Origin of the sequence: Pseudomonas sp. D47 (assembly GCF_045447305.1) — a bacterium.
GTDB lineage: Bacteria > Pseudomonadota > Gammaproteobacteria > Pseudomonadales > Pseudomonadaceae > Aquipseudomonas.
In genome coordinates, this window is sequence record NZ_JBJGXU010000021.1 from 50,834 (window position 1) to 75,354 (window position 24,521).

General features: G+C 60.4%; 21 protein-coding genes. 4 read left to right on the forward strand and 17 right to left on the reverse strand.

What is annotated here, in order from left to right; all coding sequences use genetic code 11:
* Positions 1–13: 13 nt before the first annotated feature.
* The 4 genes from ACI77I_RS15990 (at position 14) to ACI77I_RS16005 (ending at position 5,246) form a co-directional block, all read left to right on the forward strand.
* Entirely contained in the window at positions 14–691 is a 678-nt protein-coding gene (locus ACI77I_RS15990; RefSeq protein WP_094951301.1) for a heavy metal response regulator transcription factor, read from the forward strand.
* Entirely contained in the window at positions 681–2,045 is a 1,365-nt protein-coding gene (locus ACI77I_RS15995; protein WP_406997944.1) for a heavy metal sensor histidine kinase, read from the forward strand. The genes ACI77I_RS15990 and ACI77I_RS15995 overlap by 11 nt, the downstream gene beginning before the upstream one ends.
* Positions 2,046–2,340: 295 nt before the next feature.
* Entirely contained in the window at positions 2,341–3,663 is a 1,323-nt protein-coding gene (locus ACI77I_RS16000; RefSeq protein ID WP_242154527.1) for an OprD family porin, read from the forward strand.
* 86 nt (positions 3,664–3,749) lie between these two features.
* The gene (locus ACI77I_RS16005; RefSeq protein ID WP_263274534.1) at positions 3,750–5,246 is read left to right on the forward strand and encodes a sensor domain-containing diguanylate cyclase; all 1,497 of its coding nucleotides are present in this window, start codon (positions 3,750–3,752) and stop codon (positions 5,244–5,246) included.
* A gap of 42 nt (positions 5,247–5,288) precedes the next feature.
* Here ACI77I_RS16005 and ACI77I_RS16010 read toward each other — a convergent pair whose 3' ends face one another.
* The 17 genes from ACI77I_RS16010 to mraZ form a co-directional block, all read right to left on the reverse strand.
* The gene (locus tag ACI77I_RS16010; protein ID WP_406997945.1) at positions 5,289–6,338 is read right to left on the reverse strand and encodes a hypothetical protein; all 1,050 of its coding nucleotides are present in this window, start codon (positions 6,336–6,338) and stop codon (positions 5,289–5,291) included.
* A 251-nt stretch (positions 6,339–6,589) separates the two neighbouring features.
* Complete coding sequence (gene lpxC, locus ACI77I_RS16015; protein WP_003171886.1) at positions 6,590–7,501, reverse strand: UDP-3-O-acyl-N-acetylglucosamine deacetylase; 912 nt, start codon at positions 7,499–7,501, stop codon at positions 6,590–6,592.
* A 112-nt stretch (positions 7,502–7,613) separates the two neighbouring features.
* On the reverse strand, positions 7,614–8,828 hold the full coding sequence (gene ftsZ / locus ACI77I_RS16020; RefSeq protein ID WP_242154523.1) for a cell division protein FtsZ: 1,215 nt from the start codon (positions 8,826–8,828) through the stop codon (positions 7,614–7,616).
* 74 nt (positions 8,829–8,902) lie between these two features.
* Positions 8,903–10,165, reverse strand: coding sequence for a cell division protein FtsA (gene ftsA, locus ACI77I_RS16025; protein ID WP_017738691.1), 1,263 nt, complete (start codon positions 10,163–10,165; stop codon positions 8,903–8,905).
* Positions 10,166–10,180: 15 nt separating this feature from the next.
* On the reverse strand, positions 10,181–11,050 hold the full coding sequence (locus ACI77I_RS16030; protein ID WP_094951295.1) for a cell division protein FtsQ/DivIB: 870 nt from the start codon (positions 11,048–11,050) through the stop codon (positions 10,181–10,183).
* A gap of 4 nt (positions 11,051–11,054) precedes the next feature.
* Positions 11,055–12,011 (reverse strand): D-alanine--D-alanine ligase, encoded by a 957-nt coding sequence (locus ACI77I_RS16035; RefSeq protein ID WP_094951294.1) that lies wholly within the window; start codon positions 12,009–12,011, stop codon positions 11,055–11,057.
* Positions 12,008–13,453, reverse strand: coding sequence for a UDP-N-acetylmuramate--L-alanine ligase (murC, locus tag ACI77I_RS16040; RefSeq protein ID WP_094951293.1), 1,446 nt, complete (start codon positions 13,451–13,453; stop codon positions 12,008–12,010). Before murC ends, ACI77I_RS16035 begins: the two co-directional genes overlap by 4 nt.
* Complete coding sequence (murG, locus tag ACI77I_RS16045) at positions 13,446–14,516, reverse strand: undecaprenyldiphospho-muramoylpentapeptide beta-N-acetylglucosaminyltransferase (RefSeq protein ID WP_094951292.1); 1,071 nt, start codon at positions 14,514–14,516, stop codon at positions 13,446–13,448. The genes murC and murG overlap by 8 nt, the downstream gene beginning before the upstream one ends.
* A complete protein-coding gene (gene ftsW, locus ACI77I_RS16050) occupies positions 14,506–15,723 on the reverse strand; it encodes a putative lipid II flippase FtsW (protein ID WP_094951291.1) in 1,218 nt (405 codons plus the stop codon). Before ftsW ends, murG begins: the two co-directional genes overlap by 11 nt.
* The gene (murD, locus tag ACI77I_RS16055) at positions 15,720–17,066 is read right to left on the reverse strand and encodes a UDP-N-acetylmuramoyl-L-alanine--D-glutamate ligase (protein ID WP_406997946.1); all 1,347 of its coding nucleotides are present in this window, start codon (positions 17,064–17,066) and stop codon (positions 15,720–15,722) included. The genes ftsW and murD overlap by 4 nt, the downstream gene beginning before the upstream one ends.
* Positions 17,067–17,072: 6 nt before the next feature.
* Positions 17,073–18,155: a phospho-N-acetylmuramoyl-pentapeptide-transferase gene (mraY, locus tag ACI77I_RS16060; RefSeq protein WP_094951289.1), complete on the reverse strand. Its 1,083-nt coding sequence runs from the start codon at positions 18,153–18,155 to the stop codon at positions 17,073–17,075.
* Positions 18,155–19,525 carry a UDP-N-acetylmuramoyl-tripeptide--D-alanyl-D-alanine ligase gene (gene murF / locus ACI77I_RS16065; protein WP_094951288.1) on the reverse strand — a complete coding sequence of 457 codons (1,371 nt, stop codon included), beginning with the start codon at positions 19,523–19,525 and terminating at the stop codon, positions 18,155–18,157. The genes mraY and murF overlap by 1 nt, the downstream gene beginning before the upstream one ends.
* Positions 19,518–20,981 carry a UDP-N-acetylmuramoyl-L-alanyl-D-glutamate--2,6-diaminopimelate ligase gene (locus ACI77I_RS16070; RefSeq protein ID WP_094951287.1) on the reverse strand — a complete coding sequence of 488 codons (1,464 nt, stop codon included), beginning with the start codon at positions 20,979–20,981 and terminating at the stop codon, positions 19,518–19,520. The genes murF and ACI77I_RS16070 overlap by 8 nt, the downstream gene beginning before the upstream one ends.
* Entirely contained in the window at positions 20,981–22,723 is a 1,743-nt protein-coding gene (locus ACI77I_RS16075; RefSeq protein WP_242156001.1) for a penicillin-binding protein 2, read from the reverse strand. The genes ACI77I_RS16070 and ACI77I_RS16075 overlap by 1 nt, the downstream gene beginning before the upstream one ends.
* Positions 22,723–23,016 (reverse strand): cell division protein FtsL, encoded by a 294-nt coding sequence (ftsL, locus tag ACI77I_RS16080; RefSeq protein WP_003216203.1) that lies wholly within the window; start codon positions 23,014–23,016, stop codon positions 22,723–22,725. Before ftsL ends, ACI77I_RS16075 begins: the two co-directional genes overlap by 1 nt.
* On the reverse strand, positions 23,013–23,960 hold the full coding sequence (rsmH, locus tag ACI77I_RS16085; RefSeq protein ID WP_406979564.1) for a 16S rRNA (cytosine(1402)-N(4))-methyltransferase RsmH: 948 nt from the start codon (positions 23,958–23,960) through the stop codon (positions 23,013–23,015). Before rsmH ends, ftsL begins: the two co-directional genes overlap by 4 nt.
* On the reverse strand, positions 23,957–24,412 hold the full coding sequence (gene mraZ, locus ACI77I_RS16090) for a division/cell wall cluster transcriptional repressor MraZ (RefSeq protein WP_003171868.1): 456 nt from the start codon (positions 24,410–24,412) through the stop codon (positions 23,957–23,959). The genes rsmH and mraZ overlap by 4 nt, the downstream gene beginning before the upstream one ends.
* Positions 24,413–24,521 lie beyond the last annotated feature (109 nt).

Below are 24,521 nucleotides of genomic sequence, written 5' to 3' on the forward strand. Positions count from 1 at the left end.
GAGCAAAAGGCTTATGCGCGTCCTGATTATTGAAGATGAAGAAAAAACCGCGGATTACCTGCACCGCGGCCTGACAGAACAAGGCTACACCGTCGATGTGGCACGCGAAGGCATCGAGGGCCTGCACCTGGCGCTGGAGAACGATTACGCAGTGATCGTGCTCGACGTGATGCTGCCCGGCCTCGACGGCTTCGGCGTGCTGCGTGCGCTGCGTGCGCGCAAGCAGACGCCGGTGATCATGCTCACCGCCCGCGAGCGCGTGGAAGACCGCATTCGTGGCCTACGTGAAGGCGCCGATGACTATTTGGGCAAACCGTTTTCATTCCTGGAACTGGTGGCACGCCTGCAAGCGCTGACCCGGCGCAGTGGCGGGCATGAACCGGTGCAGGTCACCGTCGCCGACCTGTGGATCGACTTGATCAGCCGCAAAGCCAGCCGCAACGGCCTGCGCCTGGACCTGACCGCCAAGGAGTTCTCGCTGCTCAGCGTGTTGGCGCGGCGCCAGGGTGAAATCCTCTCCAAGACCGCGATTGCCGAGATGGTCTGGGACATCAATTTCGACAGCGATGCCAACGTCGTGGAAGTGGCGATCAAGCGCCTGCGCGCCAAGCTCGACGGGCCGTTCGATACCAAGCTGCTGCACACCATTCGCGGCATGGGCTATGTGCTGGAGAACCGCAGTGTCGGCTAACTCCATCGCCCTGCGCCTGAGCGGCATGTTCACGTTGGTGGCGTTGCTGATCTTCGTGTTGATCGGCGGCGCGTTGTACCAGCAAGTAGACCGGGGCCTGGGGTTGTTGCCGGGCGCCGAGCTGGATGCGCGCTACAGCGTGCTTGAATCCTCGGTGAACCGCTTCGGCACGCCGGACCACTGGGCGAAAATCACCGCCAAACTGAAATTGCTCGGTGAGGAAGACCAGCGCATCCGCTTCTGGGTGGTGAGCAGCGATCCAAACTACGAGTACGGCAACCCGGATGCGCAGATCCGCGCGTTCGCTGCAGGGCCGACCGGTAAGCGCGACTTGCGTCTGCCGGAGCGTGAGTACCCGTTCAAGGTACTGGTAAGCCAGTTCGCGGCGAAAGAACAGCGCCCGCCGCTGCGTTTTATGATCGCCATCGACACCGAAAACTTCCGCACGACCCAACACCAATTGCTGGTGGCGCTGATCAGCCTGGCATTTGTCGGCGTGGTGCTGGCGGCGCTGTTGGGGTTTTGGGTCTCGCGTATCGGCCTCAAGCCGTTGAGCAAACTCTCGGATGAAGCGCAGAAACTTGCACCGCCCAAGCTCTCGGGGCGCTTGCAACTGTCGCCGTTACCGCCGGAATTGAGCCAGTTCGTCAATTCGTTCAACTCCACGCTGGACCGGGTGGAACAGGCTTATTCGCGCTTGGAGTCTTTCAATGCCGACGTGGCGCATGAATTGCGTTCACCGCTGACCAACCTGATTGGCCAGACCCAGGTAGCGCTGACGCGCGGGCGTTCGGCCGAGCATTATTTCGAGGTGCTGCAATCTAATCTTGAAGAGCTGGAACGCTTGCGTTCGATCATCAATGACATGTTGTTTCTTGCCAGTGCTGACCAGGGTAGCAAGGCGACCAAGATGATCGAAAGTTCGCTGGCGGATGAGGTGGCTACCACGCTCGACTACCTGGACTTCATCCTCGAAGACGCCCAGGTCCAAGTGCGAGTGCGCGGTGACGCTTTGGTGCAGATTGAAAAAGCGCACTTGCGCCGTGCGCTGATTAATCTGCTGAGCAATGCGGTGCAGCACACCGCGCCGGGGCAGGTGATTGAGGTGGCTATCGAGGTGCAGGCGCATCAGGTGGCGATTGCGGTGACCAACCCTGGGGATGAGATTGCCAGTGAGCACTTGCCACGGTTGTTCGAGCGGTTTTATCGGGTGGATGCGTCGCGCAGTAACAGCGGGGCGAATCATGGGTTGGGGCTGGCGATCGTCAAGGCGATTGCGTTGATGCATGGCGGGGATGTGTTTGTACGCAGTGATGGCAGCGGCAATACCTTTGGCATCACGTTGCCGGTTTAACACCGAGCTCCCACAGTGGATCTCTGCCACCTTGACTATTGCGGTTTGGGCAACAGTCATTATCTTGTTACACTCTGTATCACACCGCTCACCTGCGTTAATTTGACGCACCGATGAGCGCAATGGCAAAGACAGCTCCCCGCTCACCCCAATTCCCCTCGACTTTTTTCCAGGGCTCTACACTGGGAATCTGTCTTAAAGCCGCTGACTTCAGCGGCTTTTTTTTGCCGTAAAAAAAGGCCAGGCACACCCACACGACATTGGCCGTTTACGACTGACCAAAGGAGCTCCACCGGTGAAGAACTCGCTGACGTTTACCCCGCTATTCCTCGCAATTACAGCAACGATTGCCCCTTTCGCCCAAGCAGCAGACACCACCCCCGCCGATGGTTTCGTCGAAGGCGCAAGCCTCAAGATCAACACCCGCAACTACTATATGAACCGCGACCGTCGCGACATCCACACCGATGACAGCAAGGAATGGGGCCAAGGCTTCATCGGCACGTTCGAATCCGGCTACACCCAAGGCACCGTCGGCTTCGGCCTGGACCTCAACGCCATGCTCGGCCTCAAGCTCGACGGCGGTGGCGGCACCGACGGTTCCAGCATCCTGCCGGTGGGTTCCGGCAACGGCAAAGCGCCCGGCTCATTCTCCACCGCAGGCGGCACCTTGAAAATGCGCGCCTTCGACACCGAGCTGAAGGCCGGGGACCTGTTCCTCAATAACCCGGTGATCGCCGGCGGTATGACCCGCATGTTGCCGCAGGATTTCCGTGGTGTAAGCCTGACCAACCACAGCTTCGACGGCTGGATGCTCGAAGGCGGTCAGGCCAGTTTCACCAAGCTTTACAACCAGAGCGGCCACCGGCGCATCGGCACCAGCTATGGCGCGCTGCCGGAGCATGCCGACAGCCAGCACCTGAACTGGGCCGGCGCGTCCTTCAGCGGCATTGCGGGCTTGACCAGTAACCTGTACGCCTCCGAACTCAAGGATGTGTGGCACCAGTACTACTACGACCTGGACTACACCTACGCGCTGAACGACTTGGTCAGCCTCAACCCAGGCCTGCACTACTACCACACCCAGGACACCGGCCAATCGCTGCTGGGCAACATCGACAACAATACCTACAGCCTGCATTTCACCGTAGGCGTGGGCAACCACAGCGTCACCGCCGCTTATCAGCGGGTCAACGGCAACACGCCGTTCGACTACATCAGCCAGGGCGACAGCATCTACCTGGATAACTCCCAGCAATACTCGGACTTCAACGGCCCTAACGAGCGCTCTTGGAAACTCAAGTATGCCTATGACTTTGCAGGCCTCGGCATGCCTGGGCTGACGTCCGCCGTGTCCTACATCAGCGGCAAGACCGACCTGACCAAGGTCGACCCGCAAAGCCGTGGCTACAGCGCCTGGTACAGCGCCGACGGCAAGGACGCGAAACATTGGGAGCGCGATATCGACCTGAAATACGTGGTGCAAGGTGGCAAAGCCAAAGACCTGGCCGTGCGCCTGCAGTGGGCGACCAACCGCGGCGGCAACGGCTACGCGGCGGTGGATCGGGACGTGGACGAATACCGGGTGATCGTGGACTACCCGATCAACGTGTTCTAACCCGCTGATCTTTCTTTTTTAGCCCATGCTCTAATTTTCATCGCGTAGAACTAAACTGCCAGTATCTTCCTGTTGAAGCCTGCGCGATGAGTCAACTCCGCCCTCCTTCTTTACCTGCACGCTCGGAGCTTCTGCTGATTCTGGGCAGTGGCCTGACCGTCATCCTGATCGTGGTTATCGTCGCAGCCTTGCTCACCCGCGAACACGCCAGCACCCTGCAGGCGGCCAAGCGCGAGACCACCAATATCACCCAACTGATCAATGCCGATGTGCTGCGCAACGCCGAACTCTACGACCTGGCGCTGCAGGGTTTGATCACGGCCACCACACGCAATGACCTGTCGCAGACGCCGCCGGACATCCGGCACATGGTGCAGTTTGATCAATCCACCGCAGCGCCGTTCAAGGGCGAAGTGCTGTTGCTGGATGCCAATGGTGCGGTGGTTGCCGATTCTTCGACGTTGCAGCCGACGCCGCGCAATTTCGCCAACCGTGACTATTTCCAGGTGCATAAACAAAATGCGCAGGCAGGGCTATTTATCAGCCGCCCGTTCAAGATCCGCTGCGATTGCGATCAAGTGTGGCGCATGGCATTCAGTCGCCGAGTGGAGGGCCCCAACGGCGAGTTCGCCGGCGTGGCCGTGGCGACGATGCGCCTGGCGTATTTCGATCAACTGTTCAACCGCCTCACCATCGGCAACGGCAGCTCCGTCAATCTGCTGAACACCCGTGGCATTCTTCTGGCCCAGCAGCCGCTGCTGGAGCGCGACATGATTGATAAGGACCTCAGCGACCGGCCCAATTTCAAACGCATACTGCGCGAAGGCGAAGGCAGCTTTCAGGCCATCTCCGCCCTCTCTGGCACAGAGCGTTTATATACGTTCACCAAGGTCGGTGAGCTGCCGTTGATTGTGGTGGTGGCACTGGCCAGCGAAAACGTGTTCGCCCCCTGGCAACGTGCCGCGCTGCTGACCAGTGGCGCTACCGGCGTGCTGTGTATCGGCCTGTTGTGGCTGACCTGGATGTTGCGCCGCGAACTGCGCCGTCGCCATCGTGCCGAACAGGTGCTGTCAGAACTGGCAGCCACCGATGCGCTCACCGGCCTGGCGAACCGCCGCACCCTGGACCAGCGCCTGCGCCTGGAATGGGACCGCGCGCAGCGCTCGACCGAGCCGCTGACACTGTTGATGATCGATGTGGACAACTTCAAGGCCTTCAACGACCGTCATGGCCACCATAGCGGCGACGAGGCATTGCGCGCGGTCTCGCAGGTGATCGGTGGCAACATCCGACGCCCGGCCGACCTGGCCGCGCGGTATGGCGGGGAAGAGTTTGCCGTGGTGCTGCCGAATACCGACGCCAAGGGTGCGTGGGTGATCGCCGAGCACATCCGCAGCAGCGTCGAGCATTTGCCACGGGTGGCCGGTGCCGAGCGGCCGATTACCGTGAGTATCGGCATGAGCACTTGGGATAAACGCAGCCGCACTTCGTTGGAGGCGTTGTTGCTGAGTGCGGACCAGGCGCTGTATGAGGCCAAGCACAGCGGACGCAATCGGATTGTCGATGCCAAAGCCCGTTCCTGAAAGGGTAACGCCTGCTCCAATGGAGTCAGGCGTGAAGGAACGCTATACCGTGTAACTCCCGCGCGCTGTCGCCGTTGCCCTCGGATCGACACCGATTTCTGCGGTAAGGCTCACCGGCCATTCGCGAGGAAGCAGCGAGACTCGGAAACCGAAGGAACCATCAACAGCTACCCCCGGCACCACAGAGAACTCGTGCTTGGGCGTTATCTTGCTGCCAAGGTCGGTACTGAAGGTAACCCTGTGCTGAACGGTAAATGTCGGTGTCACGCCCCCTCCCGTAGTAACGGTTAACGGACCTGCTTGAACATTCGCGTTAATACTCGTTCTTGGGAAGAAGGTATAACTGTTTGCGACAGAAACAGTACGATCAAAGTTCTGCGTTATTGATGGCTGCCCGGTGGGAGACAATGCGAACTCCACGCCAGGACCACCGACTTTTATTTCATGCCCGGAGCCGCCCGTAATACTTTGGTTTACACCACCGCCGGCGCCTACACTTAAACCTGGAATAGGGCCAGGGATCGGGGCCGAGACATTACCCTCCAGCCCACCATTCACCCCAGCAAACTGTTGAGTGCTAAGGGTGGGATTAAAATTAGCTTTAGCTTTAAATTCACCCGTTGGTTCGACCGTCGCGCTGAACTCTGGAGCACTGAAATTAAGCACCTGTGTCAGGCGAGCACCTGCATTGATACCAAGCCCCGTATTTAGAATATTGGGAATGCCTGCCCTGACATCGCCGCTTGCGGCTAACTGCATCCTGGGTACAAAACTGACTTGGAAGCCTCCGGCGTCTGTTGGGCGCAAGGTGATTGCCGGGTCAAAACGTGCTGTTGCGCTCACGCCCACGCTGGGGCCGCCAGGAATTGGAGTAAGCCTGGCCGCAATAGTGGCATACGCCCGGGGATAAAAAGACAGCGTGGGAATCGCTTGAAACTTAGCCTCACCGCCGAAAACATTCGCCGTGAAGGGCGCGGCAAAGGAACGCGGCGGCTGATTATTAACGTTTTGCTGCTGGCCGCTAACATAGCCGCCATTTTGTTGCTGAGGGGCTGGGCCACGGTAAGCGTAGTTTGGAGATACATTATTCATGGGTAATACCCGCTCACAGTAAGTTTGATGTATTGGCTTCTCTTGCTTTACTCATCAATCGCTCGGCCTTCGGCTTACTCGCTACGATGTCGCCAATTCAACGGCCTCACAAACCTATTGTGGTACGCGGCTAGGTATCAGTTCCTACAGGCAAACCATTGATAACCCACATTAGTATCATGGTGTGTTAGACACAAAAAAAAAGGCCACCCGAAGGTGGCCTTTCAAAACTAAAGAAAGAGAGTTGTTACTTACACCGCCGCAACGGGACGCATGTAAGAGATCGGTGCGGTGCTGGCATCTTCGAAGGTCACGACTTCCCAAGCGTCTGTCTGCTCAATCAACTTGCGCAGCAGCTGGTTGTTAAGGGCGTGGCCCGACTTGAAGCCTTTGAACTCGCCTATCAGGCTATTGCCCAGCAGGTAGAGGTCACCGATTGCATCGAGGATCTTGTGCTTCACGAATTCGTCTTCATAGCGAAGGCCGTCTTCGTTCAGTACACCATCCGCGTCGACCACAATGGCGTTTTCAACGCTGCCGCCGAGTGCGAGGTTGTGCTTGCGCAGGTACTCGATGTCACTCATGAAACCAAAGGTACGGGCGCGGCTGACTTCTTTTACGAACGAAGTGCTGGAAAAATCCACGCTTGCACTTTGGGTGCGGTCACGGAATACCGGGTGATCGAAATCGATCTCAAAGCTCACTTTAAAGCCTTCGAACGGGACGAAGGTGGCGCGCTTGTCGCCGTCTTCTACTGTCACTTCCCGCAGAATGCGAATGAACTTCTTGGCTGCGTCCTGTTCTTCCAGGCCGGCAGATTGAATCAAGAATACGAAGGGTCCGGCGCTGCCATCCATGATTGGGACTTCGGACGCGGAGAGCTCGACGTAGGCGTTATCGATGCCCAGGCCAGCCATGGCCGAGAGCAAGTGCTCCACCGTGTCCACTTTGACGTCACCGTTGACCAACGTGGTCGACATAGTGGTTTCGCCAACGTTTTCCGCGCGAGCAGGAATCTGCACCACAGGGTCCAGGTCGGCACGAACAAACACGATGCCGGTGTCGACAGGTGCGGGCTTGAGGGTCAGGTATACCTTCTCCCCGGAGTGCAGACCTACACCTGTGGCACGAATAATATTCTTCAGGGTGCGTTGTTTAATCATGGCTTGGACCGCTTCAGCGCAAATTGCGAACTGGTATCAACAAAGGCTGGCGATAATAACAGACCAGACCTTTGCTGAACACCAATCACCTTCATAGCCCTGATACATTCCATTAATCGGCCTGACGACGCAGGAATGCCGGGATGTCCAGGTAGTCCAGATCATCTTGCGGATTCGGGCTACGGGACGCCGCAGCACCGGCCTGAGCCTGGTTGCGCATCACGGTCGGACGGTCCAGGTCACGGTAGTTAACAGACGGCAGTTCCTGGCGCGAAGGCGCTGGAGCGGCAGCTTGCTGGCTGGCGTGGCTAGCATGGCTGTTGTGACCGGTGTGAACGGTATTGTCGATGACCTTCACAGGCTTCTCGATTTTTGCGCCCAGGCCGGTAGCAACGACGGTCACGTGCAGCTCGTCGCGCATGTCCGGGTCGATAACGGTACCGACTTTGACCATCGCGTGCTCGGAAGCGAAGGCTTCGATGATGCTACCCACGTCGGAGTACTCACCCAGGGACAGGTCAGGGCCGGCGGTGATGTTCACCAGGATGCCGCGTGCACCTTGCAGGTTCACGTCTTCCAGCAATGGGTTGCGGATCGCCGCTTCAGTCGCTTCACGTGCACGGTTCGGACCGCTGGCGCAGCCAGTGCCCATCATCGCCATGCCCATTTCGCTCATCACGGTACGTACGTCGGCAAAGTCGACGTTGATCATGCCTGGGCGCTTGATGATGTCGGAGATACCGCGAACGGCACCGGCGAGTACATCGTCAGCCTTGGCAAATGCGGACAGCAGGCTTGCGTCCTTGCCCAGGATGGTCAGCAGCTTCTCGTTGGGAATAGTGATCAACGAGTCGACGCTTTCAGACAGCAGACGGATACCTTCGTCGGCGATCTGCATGCGCTTGCGGCCTTCGAACGGGAACGGACGCGTCACAACAGCAACGGTCAGAATCCCCATTTCCTTGGCCACTTCGGCAATGATCGGCGCAGCACCGGTACCGGTACCGCCGCCCATGCCCGTGGTGATGAACACCATGTTGGTGCCTTGCAGCACTTCAGCAATACGCTCGCGGTCTTCCAGGGCGGCTTGACGGCCGACTTCCGGATTGGCGCCAGCGCCGAGGCCCTTGGTCACGGCTGTGCCCAATTGCAGGATGGTCCGCGCGCCGATGCTTTTCAGCGCTTGGGCATCAGTGTTGGCGCAGATGAATTCAACGCCTTCAATGTTGCTCTTGACCATATGGTTGACAGCGTTGCCGCCGCCACCGCCGACACCGATTACTTTGATAACCGGGCTTGCGGGGATGTTGTCTACGAGTTCGAACATGTTCCCTCTCCTTTCGTTTTCTCTAGTTTTTTCGCCTACTGCTTGTTGCGGTGTTGCGGTGTCACGGTAAATCTTTAGAAATTGCCTTTTACCCAAGCCTGCAACCGCTCGAACAACGGCGCTTTGGCCTCGTCATCGCTGCGGTAGCTGTCACGGATGCTCGGGCCCGACAAGGAAATGCCGTCGGTCTGCTTTTGCAGCCCGTACAACAGCAAGCCCACACCGGTGGAATAAATCGGGTTACGCACCACGTCGCCCAGGCCTTTGACGCCATGGGGCACGCCCAGGCGAACCGGCATGTGGAAGATTTCCTCGGCCAGTTCGACCGCGCCTTCCATCTTCGAGGTGCCACCGGTCAGCACGATGCCAGCCGGGATCAAATCTTCGTAGCCGCTGCGGCGCAGTTCAGCCTGGATCAGGGTGAACAGCTCGTCGTAACGTGGCTCGACCACTTCGGCCAGGGCCTGGCGCGACAGCTCACGCGGTGGGCGATCGCCCACGCTTGGTACCTTGATGGTTTCACCGGCGCCGGCCAGTTTGGCCAGGGCGCAGGCGTAACGGATCTTGATTTCTTCGGCGTACTGGGTCGGTGTACGCAGCGCCATGGCGATGTCGTTGGTGACTTGGTCGCCAGCAATCGGGATCACGGCGGTGTGACGGATCGCACCCTCGGTGAAGATCGCGATGTCGGTGGTGCCGCCGCCGATGTCCACCAGGCACACGCCCAGTTCTTTTTCGTCGTCGGTCAGTACCGAGTAGGCCGAAGCCAACTGCTCGAGAATGATGTCGTCGATTTCCAGGCCGCAGCGGCGCACGCATTTTTCAATGTTCTGTGCCGCGTTGACCGCGCAGGTCACCACGTGAACCTTGGCTTCCAGACGCACGCCCGACATGCCCAGCGGCTCGCGAACGCCTTCCTGGTTGTCGATCACGTAGTCCTGCGGCAGGGTGTGCAGCACGCGCTGGTCAGCCGGAATTGCCACAGCCTGGGCCGCGTCGAGTACACGCTCAAGGTCAGCCGCGCTGACTTCACGGTCGCGGATCGCCACGATGCCGTGGGAGTTCAGGCTGCGGATATGGTTGCCGGCCACGCCGACGAACGCCGAGTGAATCCGGCAGCCAGCCATCAACTGCGCTTCTTCGATAGCGCGCTGGATCGATTGCACGGTGGACTCGATGTTCACCACCACGCCCTTCTTCAGGCCCCGGGACGGATGCGTGCCGATACCGACGATTTCGATAACACCGTCTTCCCCGACCTCGCCGACCAGGGCCACCACTTTGGAGGTGCCGATATCGAGACCGACGATCATTTTTCCGCTTTGCACGTTTGCCATGGGTCCTGCCTCTTCTTAATTCTTCGCGACAGCGGGTTTGGCTGTCGTCGGCGCAGCTGGTTCACGCCAGCCGACGGCCAGGCCGTTGGCGTAACGCAGGTCGACGCTCGCAATGTTCGTAATCTGTTCTTTCAAGGTCTTGTCATAGATGGCAATAAAGCGGCGCATCTTTTCCACCAAGCGGTCGCGTCCCAGCAACAACTCGATGCCCGGGCCGGAACTGCCGGCCCCGGTGGTCAAAAACCAGCTGCCCCGCTCACGCAATTCCAGGCGCGCGATGGAGAAACCCAGTGGCCGCAGCATCTGGCTCAAGGCCTGGTACTGCTGCATCACTTGCTGTTGCGCCCGCTGCGGCCCGAACAACTGCGGCAGGTGCTCGTAGTTGGCCAGCTCACGCGGGGTGAATGCCTGGCCCTGGTTGTTCAACAGCGCACCATCGCCCCAACGGGCCACGGGCAGTTGCTCTTCCAGGCGGATCGTCACCTGGTCCGGCCAGACGCGGCGGACTTCGGCGTGAGCGATCCACGGCATCTGTTCCAACTCCGAGCGCATACCGGCCAGGTCGATGGTGAAGAAGCTCGCCGCCAAGTACGGGCCAATGCGCTGCTGCACCGCTTGCTGGCTGATGTAGCTCAAGTCGCCCTGCACGCTGATCTTGGTGATCGGACGGTCGGCATACGGCAACAAGCGCTGTGCACCTTCGTAAGTACCGAAGCCCAACGCCACCAGCAGTACCGGCCAGAACAGCGCTTTGATAAAACCAAAGTTGGCTTTCGGCAGGCGCGCCGACATCGGCTCTTTAGCCACCATGCGGCTGGCACCCCGTGGCACCGGCTTGCGGCTCGGTGCTTGTGGGGGCTGATGACGAAGCGATGCGCCGTTCATGTGTTTAGCCTCTTGGCTCAATGCTGTCGGCCAGGATCGCCAGCACCAACTGCTGGAAATCCAAACCGGCGGCACGGGCTGCCATAGGTACCAAGCTGTGATCGGTCATGCCGGGAGCGGTGTTGACTTCCAGGAACCAGAAATTCCCTTGGTCATCCTGCATCACGTCTGCCCGCGCCCAACCGGCGATACCCAGCGCCTCACAGGCTTTCGCCGTGAGGTCCATCAATTCCTGTTCCTTGGTTGCGTCGAGGCCACACGGGATGCGGTACTGAGTATCGCAAGCCACATACTTGGCGTCGTAGTCGTAAAAGGTGTGGGGCGTGCCCAATGCGATAGGCGGCAATACCTGGCCACGCAGGGTGGCGATGGTGTACTCAGGGCCTTGAATCCACTGTTCCACCAACACTTGCGAATCGTAGGTACTTGCCGCTTTCCATGCGTCGATCAATTCGGCGGCCGAGTTCACTTTAGCCATGCCGATACTGGAGCCTTCATGGGCTGGTTTGACGATCAAAGGCAGGCCCAGTTCCTTGGCTGCAGAAATACAATCGTCTTCGCTGCACAGCACGCTGTGACGCGGGGTTGGAATACCCAGGCTGTGCCACACCTGCTTGGTGCGCAACTTGTCCATCGCCAGTGCCGAAGCGAGAATGCCGCTGCCGGTGTAAGGGATGCCGGCGCACTCGAGCAAGCCTTGCATGCTGCCGTCTTCACCGCCACGGCCGTGCAGGATGATGAAGGCACGGTCGATCTTCTCGGCCAACAGGCGGGCGAGGAAATCATCGCCCACGTCGATACCGAACGCGTTCACACCGGCGCTTTGCAGTGCTTCAAGCACGGCATTGCCGGACTTGAGCGAGACTTCGCGCTCAGCGCTCTTGCCGCCGAACAGCACGGCCACGCGGCCGAAGTCCGCAGGCGCGAGGGTGGAAAACAGGGCGTCGTAATTCGTGGTCATTTCGACTTCCCCTGCGCAGCGGCAAACAGCGGGCTCGCCAGCAATTTAGGCGCAAGGCCACCGATGTCACCGGCACCCTGGCACAGCAGGATGTCACCGGCACGCAGCAGCGGCTTGACGATCGGCGCCAGGTCCACACCGCGCTCGATGTAGATCGGGTCCAACTGGCCACGCTGACGGATGCTATTGCACAGCTTGCGGCTGTCGGCGCCCGGGATCGGTTCTTCACCGGCCGGGTACACTTCCATCAGCAGCAGCACGTTGGCATCGGCCAATACATTGACGAAATCGTCGTACAAATCACGCGTGCGGCTGTAGCGGTGCGGCTGGTAAACCATCACCAGGCGGCGCTCCGGCCAGCCACCGCGCACAGCTTTGATCACGGCCGCGACTTCGGTTGGGTGGTGACCGTAGTCATCGACCAGCATCACGTCGCCGCCTTCAACCGGCAGTTGGCCGTAGACCTGGAAGCGACGGCCAACACCGGCAAAGCGCGACAGGCCTTCAACGATGGCTTCATCGCTGACGCCCTCATCGGAGGCGATGCAGATGGTCGCCAAGGAGTTGAGCACGTTGTGATTGCCCGGCATGTTCACCGAAACGTCCAGCGGCTCGCGGTCAGGGCGCAGTACGGTGAAGTAGGTTTGCATGCCTTCCTGGCGCACATTGATCGCGCGCACGTCGGCGTCTTCGCTGAAGCCGTAGGTCACGGTCGGACGCTTGACCTGCGGCAGGATTTCACGCACTACCGGATCGTCCAAGCACACCACGGCCAAACCATAGAACGGCAGGTTGTGCAGGAACTCGACGAAGGTTTTCTTCAATTTGTTGAAGTCACCGCCGTAGGTCGCCATGTGGTCTTCGTCGATGTTGGTGACCACCGCGACCAGCGGTTGCAGGTGCAGGAAGCTGGCATCACTTTCATCGGCTTCGGCAATCAGGTAACGGCTGGTGCCGAGCTGAGCATTGGTGCCCGCTGCATTCAGACGGCCACCGATGACGAACGTCGGGTCCAGGCCACCGGCGGCGAACACCGAGGCGATCAGGCTGGTGGTGGTGGTTTTACCGTGCGTACCGGCCACGGCGATGCCGTGGCGATAGCGCATCAGCTCGGCGAGCATCTCGGCGCGCGGCACCACAGGAATTCGGCGCTCAAGGGCTGTGGCCACTTCCGGGTTGGAAGTGTTCACGGCACTGGAGACCACCAGTACATCAGCCTCGGCAGCGTTCTCGGCGCGGTGGCCGATAAAGATCTGTGCACCGAAGGACTTCAGGCGGTCGGTGACCGGCGACTCTTTCAAGTCGGAGCCGGACACTTGGTAGCCCAAGTTCAGCAGGACTTCGGCAATCCCGCACATGCCCACGCCGCCGATACCGACGAAGTGGATACGACGGATGCGGCGCATTTCCGGTTGCGGCATGGCTTTTTGATTCTCAACCATGGGCCACCTCCAGGCAGATATCGACCACGGTGCGGGTTGCGTCAGGTTTGGCCAGGCGGCTTGCGGTGCTCGCCATGCTATTGAGTCGTTCCGGTTGCATCAAAACCTCGGTCAGGCGTGCGGCCAAATCGGCGGCGCCAGTCGTTCTTTGCGGCAGCAGGAAGGCAGCGCCCTCCCCGGCCAAATATTCGGCGTTGCGGGTCTGGTGATCGTCAATCGCATGGGGCAAAGGCACCAGCAAGGACGGCAGACCGGCGGCGGCCAGTTCACTGACGGTCAACGCACCAGCGCGACAGACCACCAGGTCGGCCCAGCCATAGGCTTGGGCCATGTCTTTGATGAACGGCTGTACATCCGCCTCGACACCGGCCTCGCGATAGCGGGTAGCGGTGATTTCATCGTGGTTCTTGCCAGCCTGGTGGAAGATCTCCGGGCGCAACTCCACAGGGAGTTGTGCCAGCGCTTGCGGCAGCAATTTATTCAGTGGCTCGGCGCCCAGGCTTCCGCCGAGGATCAGCAGATGCGCCTTACGCCCGGCCAGTGCCTCACGGGCAATGTCCATAAACAGTTCAGTGCGCACCGGGTTGCCGGTGGTGCGGCGCTTATCCGAGGCGCTGAAGGTATTCGGGAACGCTTCACACACCCGCGCGGCCAATGGCACCAGCAAGCGGTTCGCGGTACCGGCGACGGCGTTCTGTTCGTGCACGATCACCGGCACGCCAGCGAGCTTGGCGGCGACACCGCCAGGGCCGGTCACATACCCACCGAAACCAAGCACACATACCGGCTTCAATTCGCGGATGACTTTGCGCGCCTGCCACACGGCCTTGAGCAACACGAACGGCGCCTTGAGCAGGGACAATTTGCCCTTGCCACGCAGGCCGGTGACGTTGATCAAATGCAGCGGCAAGCCGGCATTCGGGACCAATTCATTTTCGATGCCGCGCGGCGTACCGAGCCAATGCACGGTGTAGCCACGGTTCTGGAATTCGCGGGCGCACGCCAGGGCCGGGAACACGTGGCCCCCGGTGCCGCCCGCCATGATCAGCACGTTAGCGCCCATGGTTCGGCTCCTCGGCAAAATCGCTCTCGCTGAATTCCATCTCTTCGCTGCCCAGGTGGGTTCGACTCTCCCACTCGATGCGCAGCAACAAGCCGAGGCACACGCAGCAGATGACCAACGAACTGCCGCCGTAGCTGAGAAACGGCAAGGTCAAACCCTTGGTCGGCAGACGACCGATGTTTACCCCGATGTTGATCAGCACCTGGCCAATCCACAAAAACGCCAACCCGTACGCGACATAGGCGGCGAAAAACTGTTTGGCTTTCTCGGCCCAAAGACCGATGTAAAGGGCGCGTACGCAGACGAATACGAACAGCGCAACGGTGCACAGCGAGCCCACGGCGCCGAGCTCTTCGGCAAGCACGGAGAACACGAAGTCGGTGTGCGCTTCCGGCAGGTAGAACTGCTTCTGCACGCTGTTCCCCAAGCCGACGCCCAGCCACCCACCGCGACCAAAGGCGATCAGCGCCTGGGTCAACTGGTAGCCGGAACCGAACTGATCGGACCAAGGGTCGGTAAAGGTAATCAGGCGCGCCATCCGATACGGTTGTGCCTCGACCAGCAGGTAAACGGCAACCACCGCCAGCACCACCATCAAGGCGAACCGGAACAAGCCCACGCCGCCGAGAAACAGCATCGCCGCCGCCGCGCCCATCATCACCACGGTGGCACCGAAGTCGGGCTCCATCAGCAACAGGCCGGCCATCGGCAGCAACACGATGAATGGCTTAAAGAAGCCCATCCAGCTTTCGCGCACTTCTTTCTGGCGACGTACGAGGTAGCCGGCGAGGTAGATCACCACGAACACCTTGGCGATTTCCGACGGCTGCACGTTGAACGCACCGAAGCCGATCCAGCGCATCGAACCGTTCACCTCACGACCGATGCCGGGGAGGATCACCATGATCAGCAGGCCGAACGCACCGATCAGCATCAGCCAACCCAGGCGCTGCCAGGTGGCGATGGGGATCATCATGGTAACGAAGCACGCGCCGAGGCCGATCACCAGGTACACCAAGTGACGGATCATCATGTACAGCGTGTTGCCCGACTGCACGGCGGCCACTTCGGAAGAAGCCGACGTGATCATCACCAGGCCCAGGCCCAGCAGCGCGAGGCAACCGGCGAGCATCGGGAAGTCGAGGTCGACGCCACGGCCAGTGATGATCGGCGACGGGTACGGCTTGATGATATCTCGCAAATTCATGCCAAGGCCTCCACGCCGCGGGCGAACAGTTGGCCGCGCTCTTCGTAGTTCTTGAACATGTCGAAACTGGCGCACGCCGGTGACAGCAGCACTGCGTCACCCGGCTGGGCCAGGGCTTGGCATTGGGCAATGGCGTCGTCCAGGGACGTGGCGCGCACTTGCGGCACGCCGTCACCGAGGGCGGCGGCGATCAAGTCGCTGTCACGGCCCATCAGCACCACGGCGCGGCAATGCGCAGCCACCGGGATTTTGAGGTCCTTGAAGTCAGCGCCTTTGCCGTCGCCGCCGGCGATCAGCACCAGCTTGCCTTCGATGTCGGCGCCAAGGCCTTCAATAGCAGCCAATGCAGCACCGACGTTGGTGGCCTTGGAATCGTTGTAATAGCCGACGCCATTGAGGTCGCGGACCCACTGGCAGCGATGCTCAAGGCCAGCGAAGGTGCGCAGGCTGGAAAGCATCGCATCGAACGGCAGGCCTACAGCATGGCCCAGCGCCAAGGCCGCCAGGGCATTGGACTGGTTATGCGCACCACGGATTTTCAGTTCGCGCACCGGCATCAGGTTCTGGAATTCGAAGGCCAGGTATTTCTCGCCGTTCTCTTCGCGAATGCCGAAGGCTTTAAAATCAGGTTTACCCAGGCCGAAGGTCCAGCATGGCAAGCCCTCGCCCATCAGCGGACGGCTCAAGGCATCCTGGCGGTTGACCACCACTTGCTTGGCACCCCGGAAGATCCGGTGCTTGGCCAAGTGGTACGCCGGCAGGCCGCTGTAACGGTCCATGTGGTCTTCGCTGACGTTCAACACGGTGGCGACTTCGGCGCCCAGGTCGTGGGTGGTTTCGAGCTGGAAGCTCGACAGTTCCATCACGTACAGCTCGACGTCATCGCTGAGCAGGTCCAGCGCCGGTGTGCCAAGGTTACCGCCCACGGCCACGCGCTTACCGGCGGCAACGGCCATCTCACCGACCAGCGTGGTCACGGTGCTTTTCGCGTTGGAGCCACTGATCGCCACGATTGGCGCCTTCGCGTTACGTGCGAACAGATCGATGTCGCCGGACAGCTTCACGCCACGCGCCGCAGCCGCTTGCAGGGCCGGTGTCGCCAAGGCCAGGCCCGGGCTCACGTAGAGCTCATCAGCGCGGCACAGAAACTCGACATCCAACTCGCCACAACGCACTTCCACGTGCGGGTAGTCACGGCGCAGCGTGACCAGCTCCGGTGGATTTTCCCGCGTATCAGCCACGGCAAACGACGTGCCCCGGTTCGCCAGGAAGCGAACCAGGGACATGCCGCTCTTGCCGAGGCCGACAACGATGCGGAAGTGGTCTGAAGCGATCAGGGACACTCGTTTCTACCTCAGTTTCAGGGTGGCAAGGCCGACCAGTACCAGAATCACGGTGATGATCCAGAAGCGGACGATCACGCGTGGCTCGGGCCAGCCCTTGAGTTCAAAGTGGTGGTGAATCGGCGCCATGCGAAATACGCGGCGCCCGGTCAATTTGAAGGAAGCCACCTGGATGACCACCGACAGGGTTTCCATCACGAACACACCGCCCATGATGAACAGCACGATTTCCTGGCGAACGATCACCGCGATGGTGCCCAAGGCCGCGCCCAGCGCCAGTGCGCCGACGTCGCCCATAAAGACTTGTGCCGGGTAGGTGTTGAACCATAGGAAGCCCAGGCCGGCACCGATCAGCGCGCCGCAGAACACAATCAGTTCACCCGCGCCCGGTACATACGGAATCAGCAGGTATTCAGCGAATTTCACGTTACCCGACAGGTAGCAGAAGATGCCCAGCGCACCGCCAACCATCACCGTCGGCATGATCGCCAGACCGTCGAGGCCGTCGGTCAGGTTCACCGCGTTACTGGAGCCGACGATCACGAAGTAGGTCAGCACCACGAAGCCGATGCCCAATGGGATGCTGGCGTCCTTGAGCATCGGGATGATCAAGGTGGTCTCGACCGCGCTTGGCGCTGTCGTGTAAAGGAAGATCGCAGCGCCGAGGCCGAACACCGACTGCCAGAAATACTTCCAGCGGCTTGGCAGCCCCTTGGAGTTTTTCTCGATCACTTTGCGGTAGTCATCGACCCAGCCGATGGCGCCGAACAACAGGGTCACCAGCAGTACCGTCCAGACGTAGCGGTTATGCAGGTCAGCCCAGAGCAAGGTGCTGATGCCGATGGACGACAGGATCAGCGCGCCGCCCATGGTCGGGGTGCCGGATTTTGACAGGTGCGACTGCGGGCCGTCATTGCGAACCGATTGACCAATTTGCAGGCTCTGCAGGGTGCGGATCATCCACGGCCCCAAGAACAGCGACAAAGACAGCGCAGTCAGCACACCCAGGATCCCGCGCAGGGTCAGGTACTGAAAGACCGCGAAGCCTTTGTGGAACTGTTGCAGATACTCAGCCAGCAGCAGCAGCATTAATGTCTCTCCGTACTTGAGCCACACAAGGCCGCGACGACGTTTTCCATCACCGCGCTGCGCGATCCCTTGATCAAAATGGTTGTGTTTTTGTGTTGTTCAGTCGCAGCCAGTGCCTGGATCAGCTCGGCCTGGGTTGCGAAATGCCGTGCACCAAGACCGAAAGCGTCGACGGCGTAAGCCATGTTCGGGCCGACGGCGTAGAACGCGTCGACTTTGCCGCTAGCGTAAGCGCCGACTTCACGATGGGATTGTTCGGCCCAGTCGCCCAGTTCGGCGATATCGCCCAGCACCAGCACCTTGCGCCCGTCGAAGCTTTTGAGCAGATCGATGGCCGCGCAAACCGAGGACTGGTTGGCGTTGTAGGTGTCGTCAATCACGCGCATGCCGTTGGTCGCCAGTTGCGCAACCGTGCGGCCTTTGACTGGCTGCACCGCGCCTAGACCGGTGGCGATACCAAACAGCGACACACCCAAGGCATGCGCGGCAGCGGCAGCGGCCAAGGCATTGGCGACGTTGTGGTTGCCCAGCAGATTCAGTTGCACGTGCTCGCTACCTTGCGGGGTGTGCAAGGTGAAGGACGGGCAGCCACGGGCGTCGACGATGATGTTGGAAGCGTGGAAGTCAGCTGCCGCGTTCAACACGGCAAACGTCAGCACCTTGCGACCGGCGGCGCGTATACGCCAGGTCTCGAAGGCTTTGTCGTCGAGGTTCAATACAGCTGTGCCGGACGCATCGAGGCCTTCAAGGATTTCGCCCTTGGCTTCAACGATTTTCTCCGGGCCACCGAACTCACCCACGTGGGCGGTGCCGGCGTTGTTGATAATCGCAACGTGGGGCTTGGTCAGCGCCACGGTGTAGGCGATTTCGCCGACGCGCGAAGCACCCAGTTCGATCACCGCCGCCGTGTGTTCCGGGGCTAGTTCGAGCAGGGTCAGCGGGGCGCCGAAATCATTGTTCAGGTTGCCACGGGTGGCAAGCACCGGCCCGCGCGTGCGCAGGACACCGGCGAGCAATTCCTTAACCGTGGTTTTGCCGCTGGAGCCGGTGATGGCTGCAACCGGCTTATTAAAGGCGGCGCGGTTCAGTGCACCCAGCTGGCCGAGGGCCAGGCGTGTGTCAGCGACCAGCAATTGCGCCAAGGTGGAGTCCGCCACTTCGCGCTGCACCAAGGCACCCACGGCACCTTTGGCGGCGACGTCGTTCAGGTAGTCGTGACCATCAAAACGCGGGCCCGCCAAGGCGACAAACAGTTGCCCAGGCTTGATGTTGCGGCTGTCGATACTGACGCCGTCGAAACTGCAGTCGCTCGACACTACGCGGGCCGACAAGGCCTGGGTCAGTTCGCTGAACGTCATCGCTTTAAGCATGGGCGACCTCCCAGGCGGTCAGGGCGTGATCGGCCTCGACCAGATCGGAGAAGGCATGGCGTTCGCCGTTGATTTCCTGATAGTCCTCGTGACCTTTACCGGCCAGCACCACCACGTCGTCAGCACTGGCGCTGGCGATCAGTTGGGCAATGGCAGCGCCACGGCCGGCGACGAAAGTGGCCTTGGACGCATCTTTGAAGCCAACGCGGATATCGTCGAAAATCTGGCTCGGCGCTTCGCTGCGTGGGTTGTCGTCGGTGACGAGTACGCCATCGGCCAGGCGCTCGACGATCTCGGCCATCAACGGACGCTTGCCGCGATCACGATCACCGCCGCAGCCGAACAGGCACAGCAGCTTGCCCTTGGCGTGTGGGCGCAGGGCTTCGAGAACTTTTTCCAGGGCGTCCGGGGTGTGGGCGTAATCGACCACTACCAGCGGCTGCGAGCCGCCACCCAAACGCTGCATGCGACCGACCGGGCCTTCCAGCTTGGGCAGCACACGCAGGATTTCATCCAGCGCGTAATCCAGGCCAAGCAGTGCGCCAATGGCGGCCAGCACGTTGCTCAGGTTGAAACGCCCCAGCAAGGTGCTGCGCAAGTGGTGTTCGCCCTGAGGCGTGACCAACGTGGCGAGCACGCCTTCGTCATTAAATTGGGCATCGCGGCAGTACAGGTACGCGCTGGAATCTTCCAGGCTGTAGCTGATCAGGCGCGCTTCGCTGTCTTGCGCAGCCAACTGGCGACCGAATGCGTCATCCAGGTTAACCACCCGGCACCTCAGATCATTCCAGGCAAACAGCTTGGCCTTGGCGGCGGCGTAGGCCTCCATGGTGCCGTGGTAGTCGAGGTGATCGCGGGACAGGTTGGTCATCACCGCCACGTCAAAGGCCAGTGCCGTCACGCGGCCCTGGTCCAGGCCATGGGAGGACACTTCCATAGCAACCGCCTTGGCGCCGGCCTTTTTCAGGTCGGCCAAGGTGGCTTGCACGGCAATCGGGTTTGGCGTGGTGTGCAGGCCGCTTTGCAGCGCGCCATAAAAGCCGGTGCCCAGGGTGCCGACAATGCCGCAATGCTGGCCCAGCAGGTCAAGGGCTTGCGCGACAAGCTGGGTCACGCTGGTCTTGCCGTTGGTGCCGGTCACGCCGATCAGGTTCAGTTGACGGCTCGGGTCACCATAGAAGCGCCCGGCGATATCCGACAGCTGCGCAGCCAGGCCCTTGACTGGAATCAAAGGCACGTCAGTGATCGGCAGCACGGTGGCGCCTTCCACTTCGTACGCCACGGCGGCGGCGCCGCGTTGCAGGGCATCGGCGATGTGCGCACGGCCGTCGAACTTGCCGCCAGGCACGGCCAGGAACAGGTCACCGGCGCGCACATTACGGCTGTCCAGGCTCAACTCGCGAATTAGCAGATCGCGTCCGGCGTGGGCAAAAATCTTGTTCAAGCTAAGAGACATCAGCCGCGCCCTCCATTGGCTTTGGCAGCGGCGGCCGGTGGTCCGGCGTTCGCTTGTTGGGTGGGCGGCAGGTTGTCCGGCGTGATGTTCATCAGGCGCAACGTCCCGGACATCACTTTGCTGAACACCGGCGCCGACACCAGGCCACCGAAGTAACCGGCCTTGCTCGGTTCATCAATCACGACAACGATGGCGTAGCGCGGGTCGCTCATCGGACCGAAGCCGGCGAACAGCGAGCGGTACGAGTTTTCGGCGTAGCCCTTGGTGCCCACCGACGTTTTACGCGCGGTACCCGACTTGCCTGCCACGTGATAGGCCGGCACCTGGGCACGGAATACACCGCGCGGCGCTTCGATCACTTGTTGCAGCATGCCTTGGATGGTCTTGGCGACGTTTTCCGGAATCACCTGGGTGGCTTTCGGCGCTTCGTCGACGTGAATAAGGCTCAGTGGAACCATGCGGCCATTATTGGCCAATACAGAGAAAGCATGGGCCAGCTGGATCGCGGTTACCGATAGGCCGTAGCCATAGGAAAGCGTGGCGGTCTCAGCTTTTTTCCACTCGCGGTAGTTCGGCAGGTTGCCCACGCGCTCGCCGGGAAAATCCAGGCCGGTAGGCTGGCCCAAGCCGATTTTTTGCGCCAAGTGGTAAATGGTTTCGCCGCCGATATCAAAGGCAACTTTACTCATGCCCACGTTACTGGAGTTGATCAGGATACCTGTCAAATCCAGCACCGGACCTTCGGTGCGGGACACGTCACGAATGGTGTATTTACCCAGTTGCAGGGTGCCCGGGTAAACCTCGACTTTGTCGCTCGGCTTCCAGCGCCCGGTCTCCAGGGCGGCACTCATGGAGATGGCTTTCATGGTCGAACCGGGTTCGAACACGTCGATCATCGCGCGGTTGCGCATCATCGCCGGTTGCAGGTTGCGACGGTTGTTCGGGTTGTAGGTCGGCTGGTTGACCATGGCGAGGATCTCGCCGGTCTTCACGTCCATGATCACCAGGCTGCCGGCCTTGGCGCCGTTTTCGATGATTGCGTTACGCAGCTCGCGGTTGGCCAGGTATTGCAGGCGCAGGTCAATCGACAACGCCAAGGGCTTACCGGCCTTGGCGTTTTTGGTGACTTGGACATCCTTGATCAGTCTGCCGCGCCGATCCTTGATGACCTGCCGCTTGCCGGGCACTCCGGCCAGCCATTCATCGTAGGCGAGCTCCACCCCTTCACGGCCGTGGTCATCGATGTCGGTAAAGCCAACCATATGGGCGGTGGTTTCACCGGCCGGGTAGAAACGACGAAATTCCTCGATGCCATAAACACCGGGGACTTTAAGGTCGAGCACTTGCTGACCTTGTTCAGGGGTGAGCCCGCGAACCAGGTAGATGAATTCTTTATTGGCCTGGGCTTCCAGGCGTTCAGACAAGGCTTTTGGGTCCTGGCCCAGGGCGGCGGCGAGCGCCGGCCACTTGTCCTTGGCCACCTGCAGTTCTTTGGCGTTGGCCCACAGGGTGGTCACCGGCGTACTCACGGCCAGAGGCTCACCGTTACGGTCGGTGATGAGGCCGCGGTGCGCAGGGATCGGGATATGCCGCATGCTACGGGCATTGCCCTCGCCGATCAGGAACTCACGGTCGATCACCTGCAGGTCGATGATCCGCCAGGCAATCGCACCCACCATCAATGCCAGCAAGCCCAGCATGAGACGGAAGCGCCATGGGTAGAGTGCGCCCTCAAGTTTCATCATGGCGCCACCATGCGAACTTCGGCCGCGCCCGGAATGTGCATTTTCAGCTGCTCGGTGGCCAGCACTTCGATGCGGCTGTGCGCGGTCCAGGTGCTTTGCTCGAGGATCAGCCGGCCCCACTCCGCCTGCGCTTTATCACGCACGCTCAATTCCCCGTACAGGGTATTGAGCAATTGGCGGTTGTAGTGGGCGCTGTAGGACACCGCAATCGCGGACACCAGCACGCCGACAAACAGCAGCAACATAAAGAAGCTGCCGCCCGGGAGGGGCTTGGCGAAAAGCTTGCTCACCGCAGCTTCTCCGCGACGCGCATAACGGCGCTACGGGAACGTGGGTTGGCCTTGAGTTCCGCTTCGGAAGCGAACTGCGCTTTGCCATGGATTTTGATTTTCGGCACAAAGGCTTCGAAACGTACCGGCAGGTTACGCGGCAGGTTATCGGACTCGCCCTTGACCAGACGACGCATGAACAACTTGACGATGCGGTCTTCCAGGGAGTGGAAGCTGATCACAACCAGGCGACCGCCCACTTCCAAGGCTTCCAGTGCGGCTTCGAGGCCGGCTTCCAGATCGCCCAATTCGTTGTTGACGTGAATGCGCAGGCCTTGGAACGCGCGGGTCGCCGGGTTCTTGCCCTTTTCCCAGGCAGGATTGGCGACTTTCAGCACTTCGGCCAAGTCGGCGGTGCGTTCGAACGGCTGGATTTCGCGGCGCTCGACCACGGCACGGGCCATGCGACCGGCGAAGCGTTCTTCGCCGTATTCCTTGAATACACGGGTAATTTCTTCATGGGGCGCAGTGGCGATGAACTCCGCCGCACTGATCCCACGGGTAGGGTCCATGCGCATGTCGAGCGGGCCGTCGTTCATGAAACTGAAGCCGCGCTCCGGGTCATCGAGCTGCGGCGAAGACACGCCCAGGTCGAGCAAAACCCCGGCCACCTTGCCTGCCATACCGCGCTCGGCGACTTCGGCACCCAGCTCGGCAAAGCTGCGCTGCACAACGACAAAGCGGCCGTCTTCGGCCGCTAGCGCTTGCCCGGTGGCAATCGCTTGGGGGTCTTTGTCAAACCCGAGGAGTTTACCGTCGGGCCCGAGCTGACTGAGGATCAACCGACTGTGCCCGCCCCTGCCGAAGGTGCCATCCAAATAGCAGCCATCCGCGCGTACGGCGAGAGCCTCAACGGCTTCGTCAAGCAGTACGGTGATGTGGTTAAAGCCGCTATCAATAGTCACAGGATCAAATCACGCAGTTCATCAGGCATAGCGCCCGGTTGTTGAATAGCAGCCAGGTCAGCTGCAGAAACAGCATCCCAGGCATCTTCGTCCCACAATTGGAACTTGTTCAGTTGGCCGACCAGCATTGCGCGCTTATCCAGCTTGGCGTACTCGCGCAGACGCGGAGGCACCAGGAAGCGCCCACTGCCATCGAGTTCGAGGTCGACGGCATTACCAATCAGCAAACGCTGCAGGCGGCGGTTTTCTTCACGCAATGAAGGCAGAGCGCGCAACTTGGTTTCGATCAACTCCCACTCATCGAGCGGGTAAACACATAAACAAGGGTCAACGGCATCGATCGTGATGATCAACTGCCCGGAACTTCGCGAAATCAGCTCGTCGCGATACCGGCTCGGCATAGCGAGACGGCCTTTTGCATCGAGACTGATAGCGTTAGCTCCGCGAAACACAGATGCGTTTCTCCAAATTTTAGCGTTTTACGTTCAAAAAACCCACTTTGTGCCACTTTCCGCCACTTACGCACACTATAGGAATGCGCCCACCACACCGTCAAGGCAC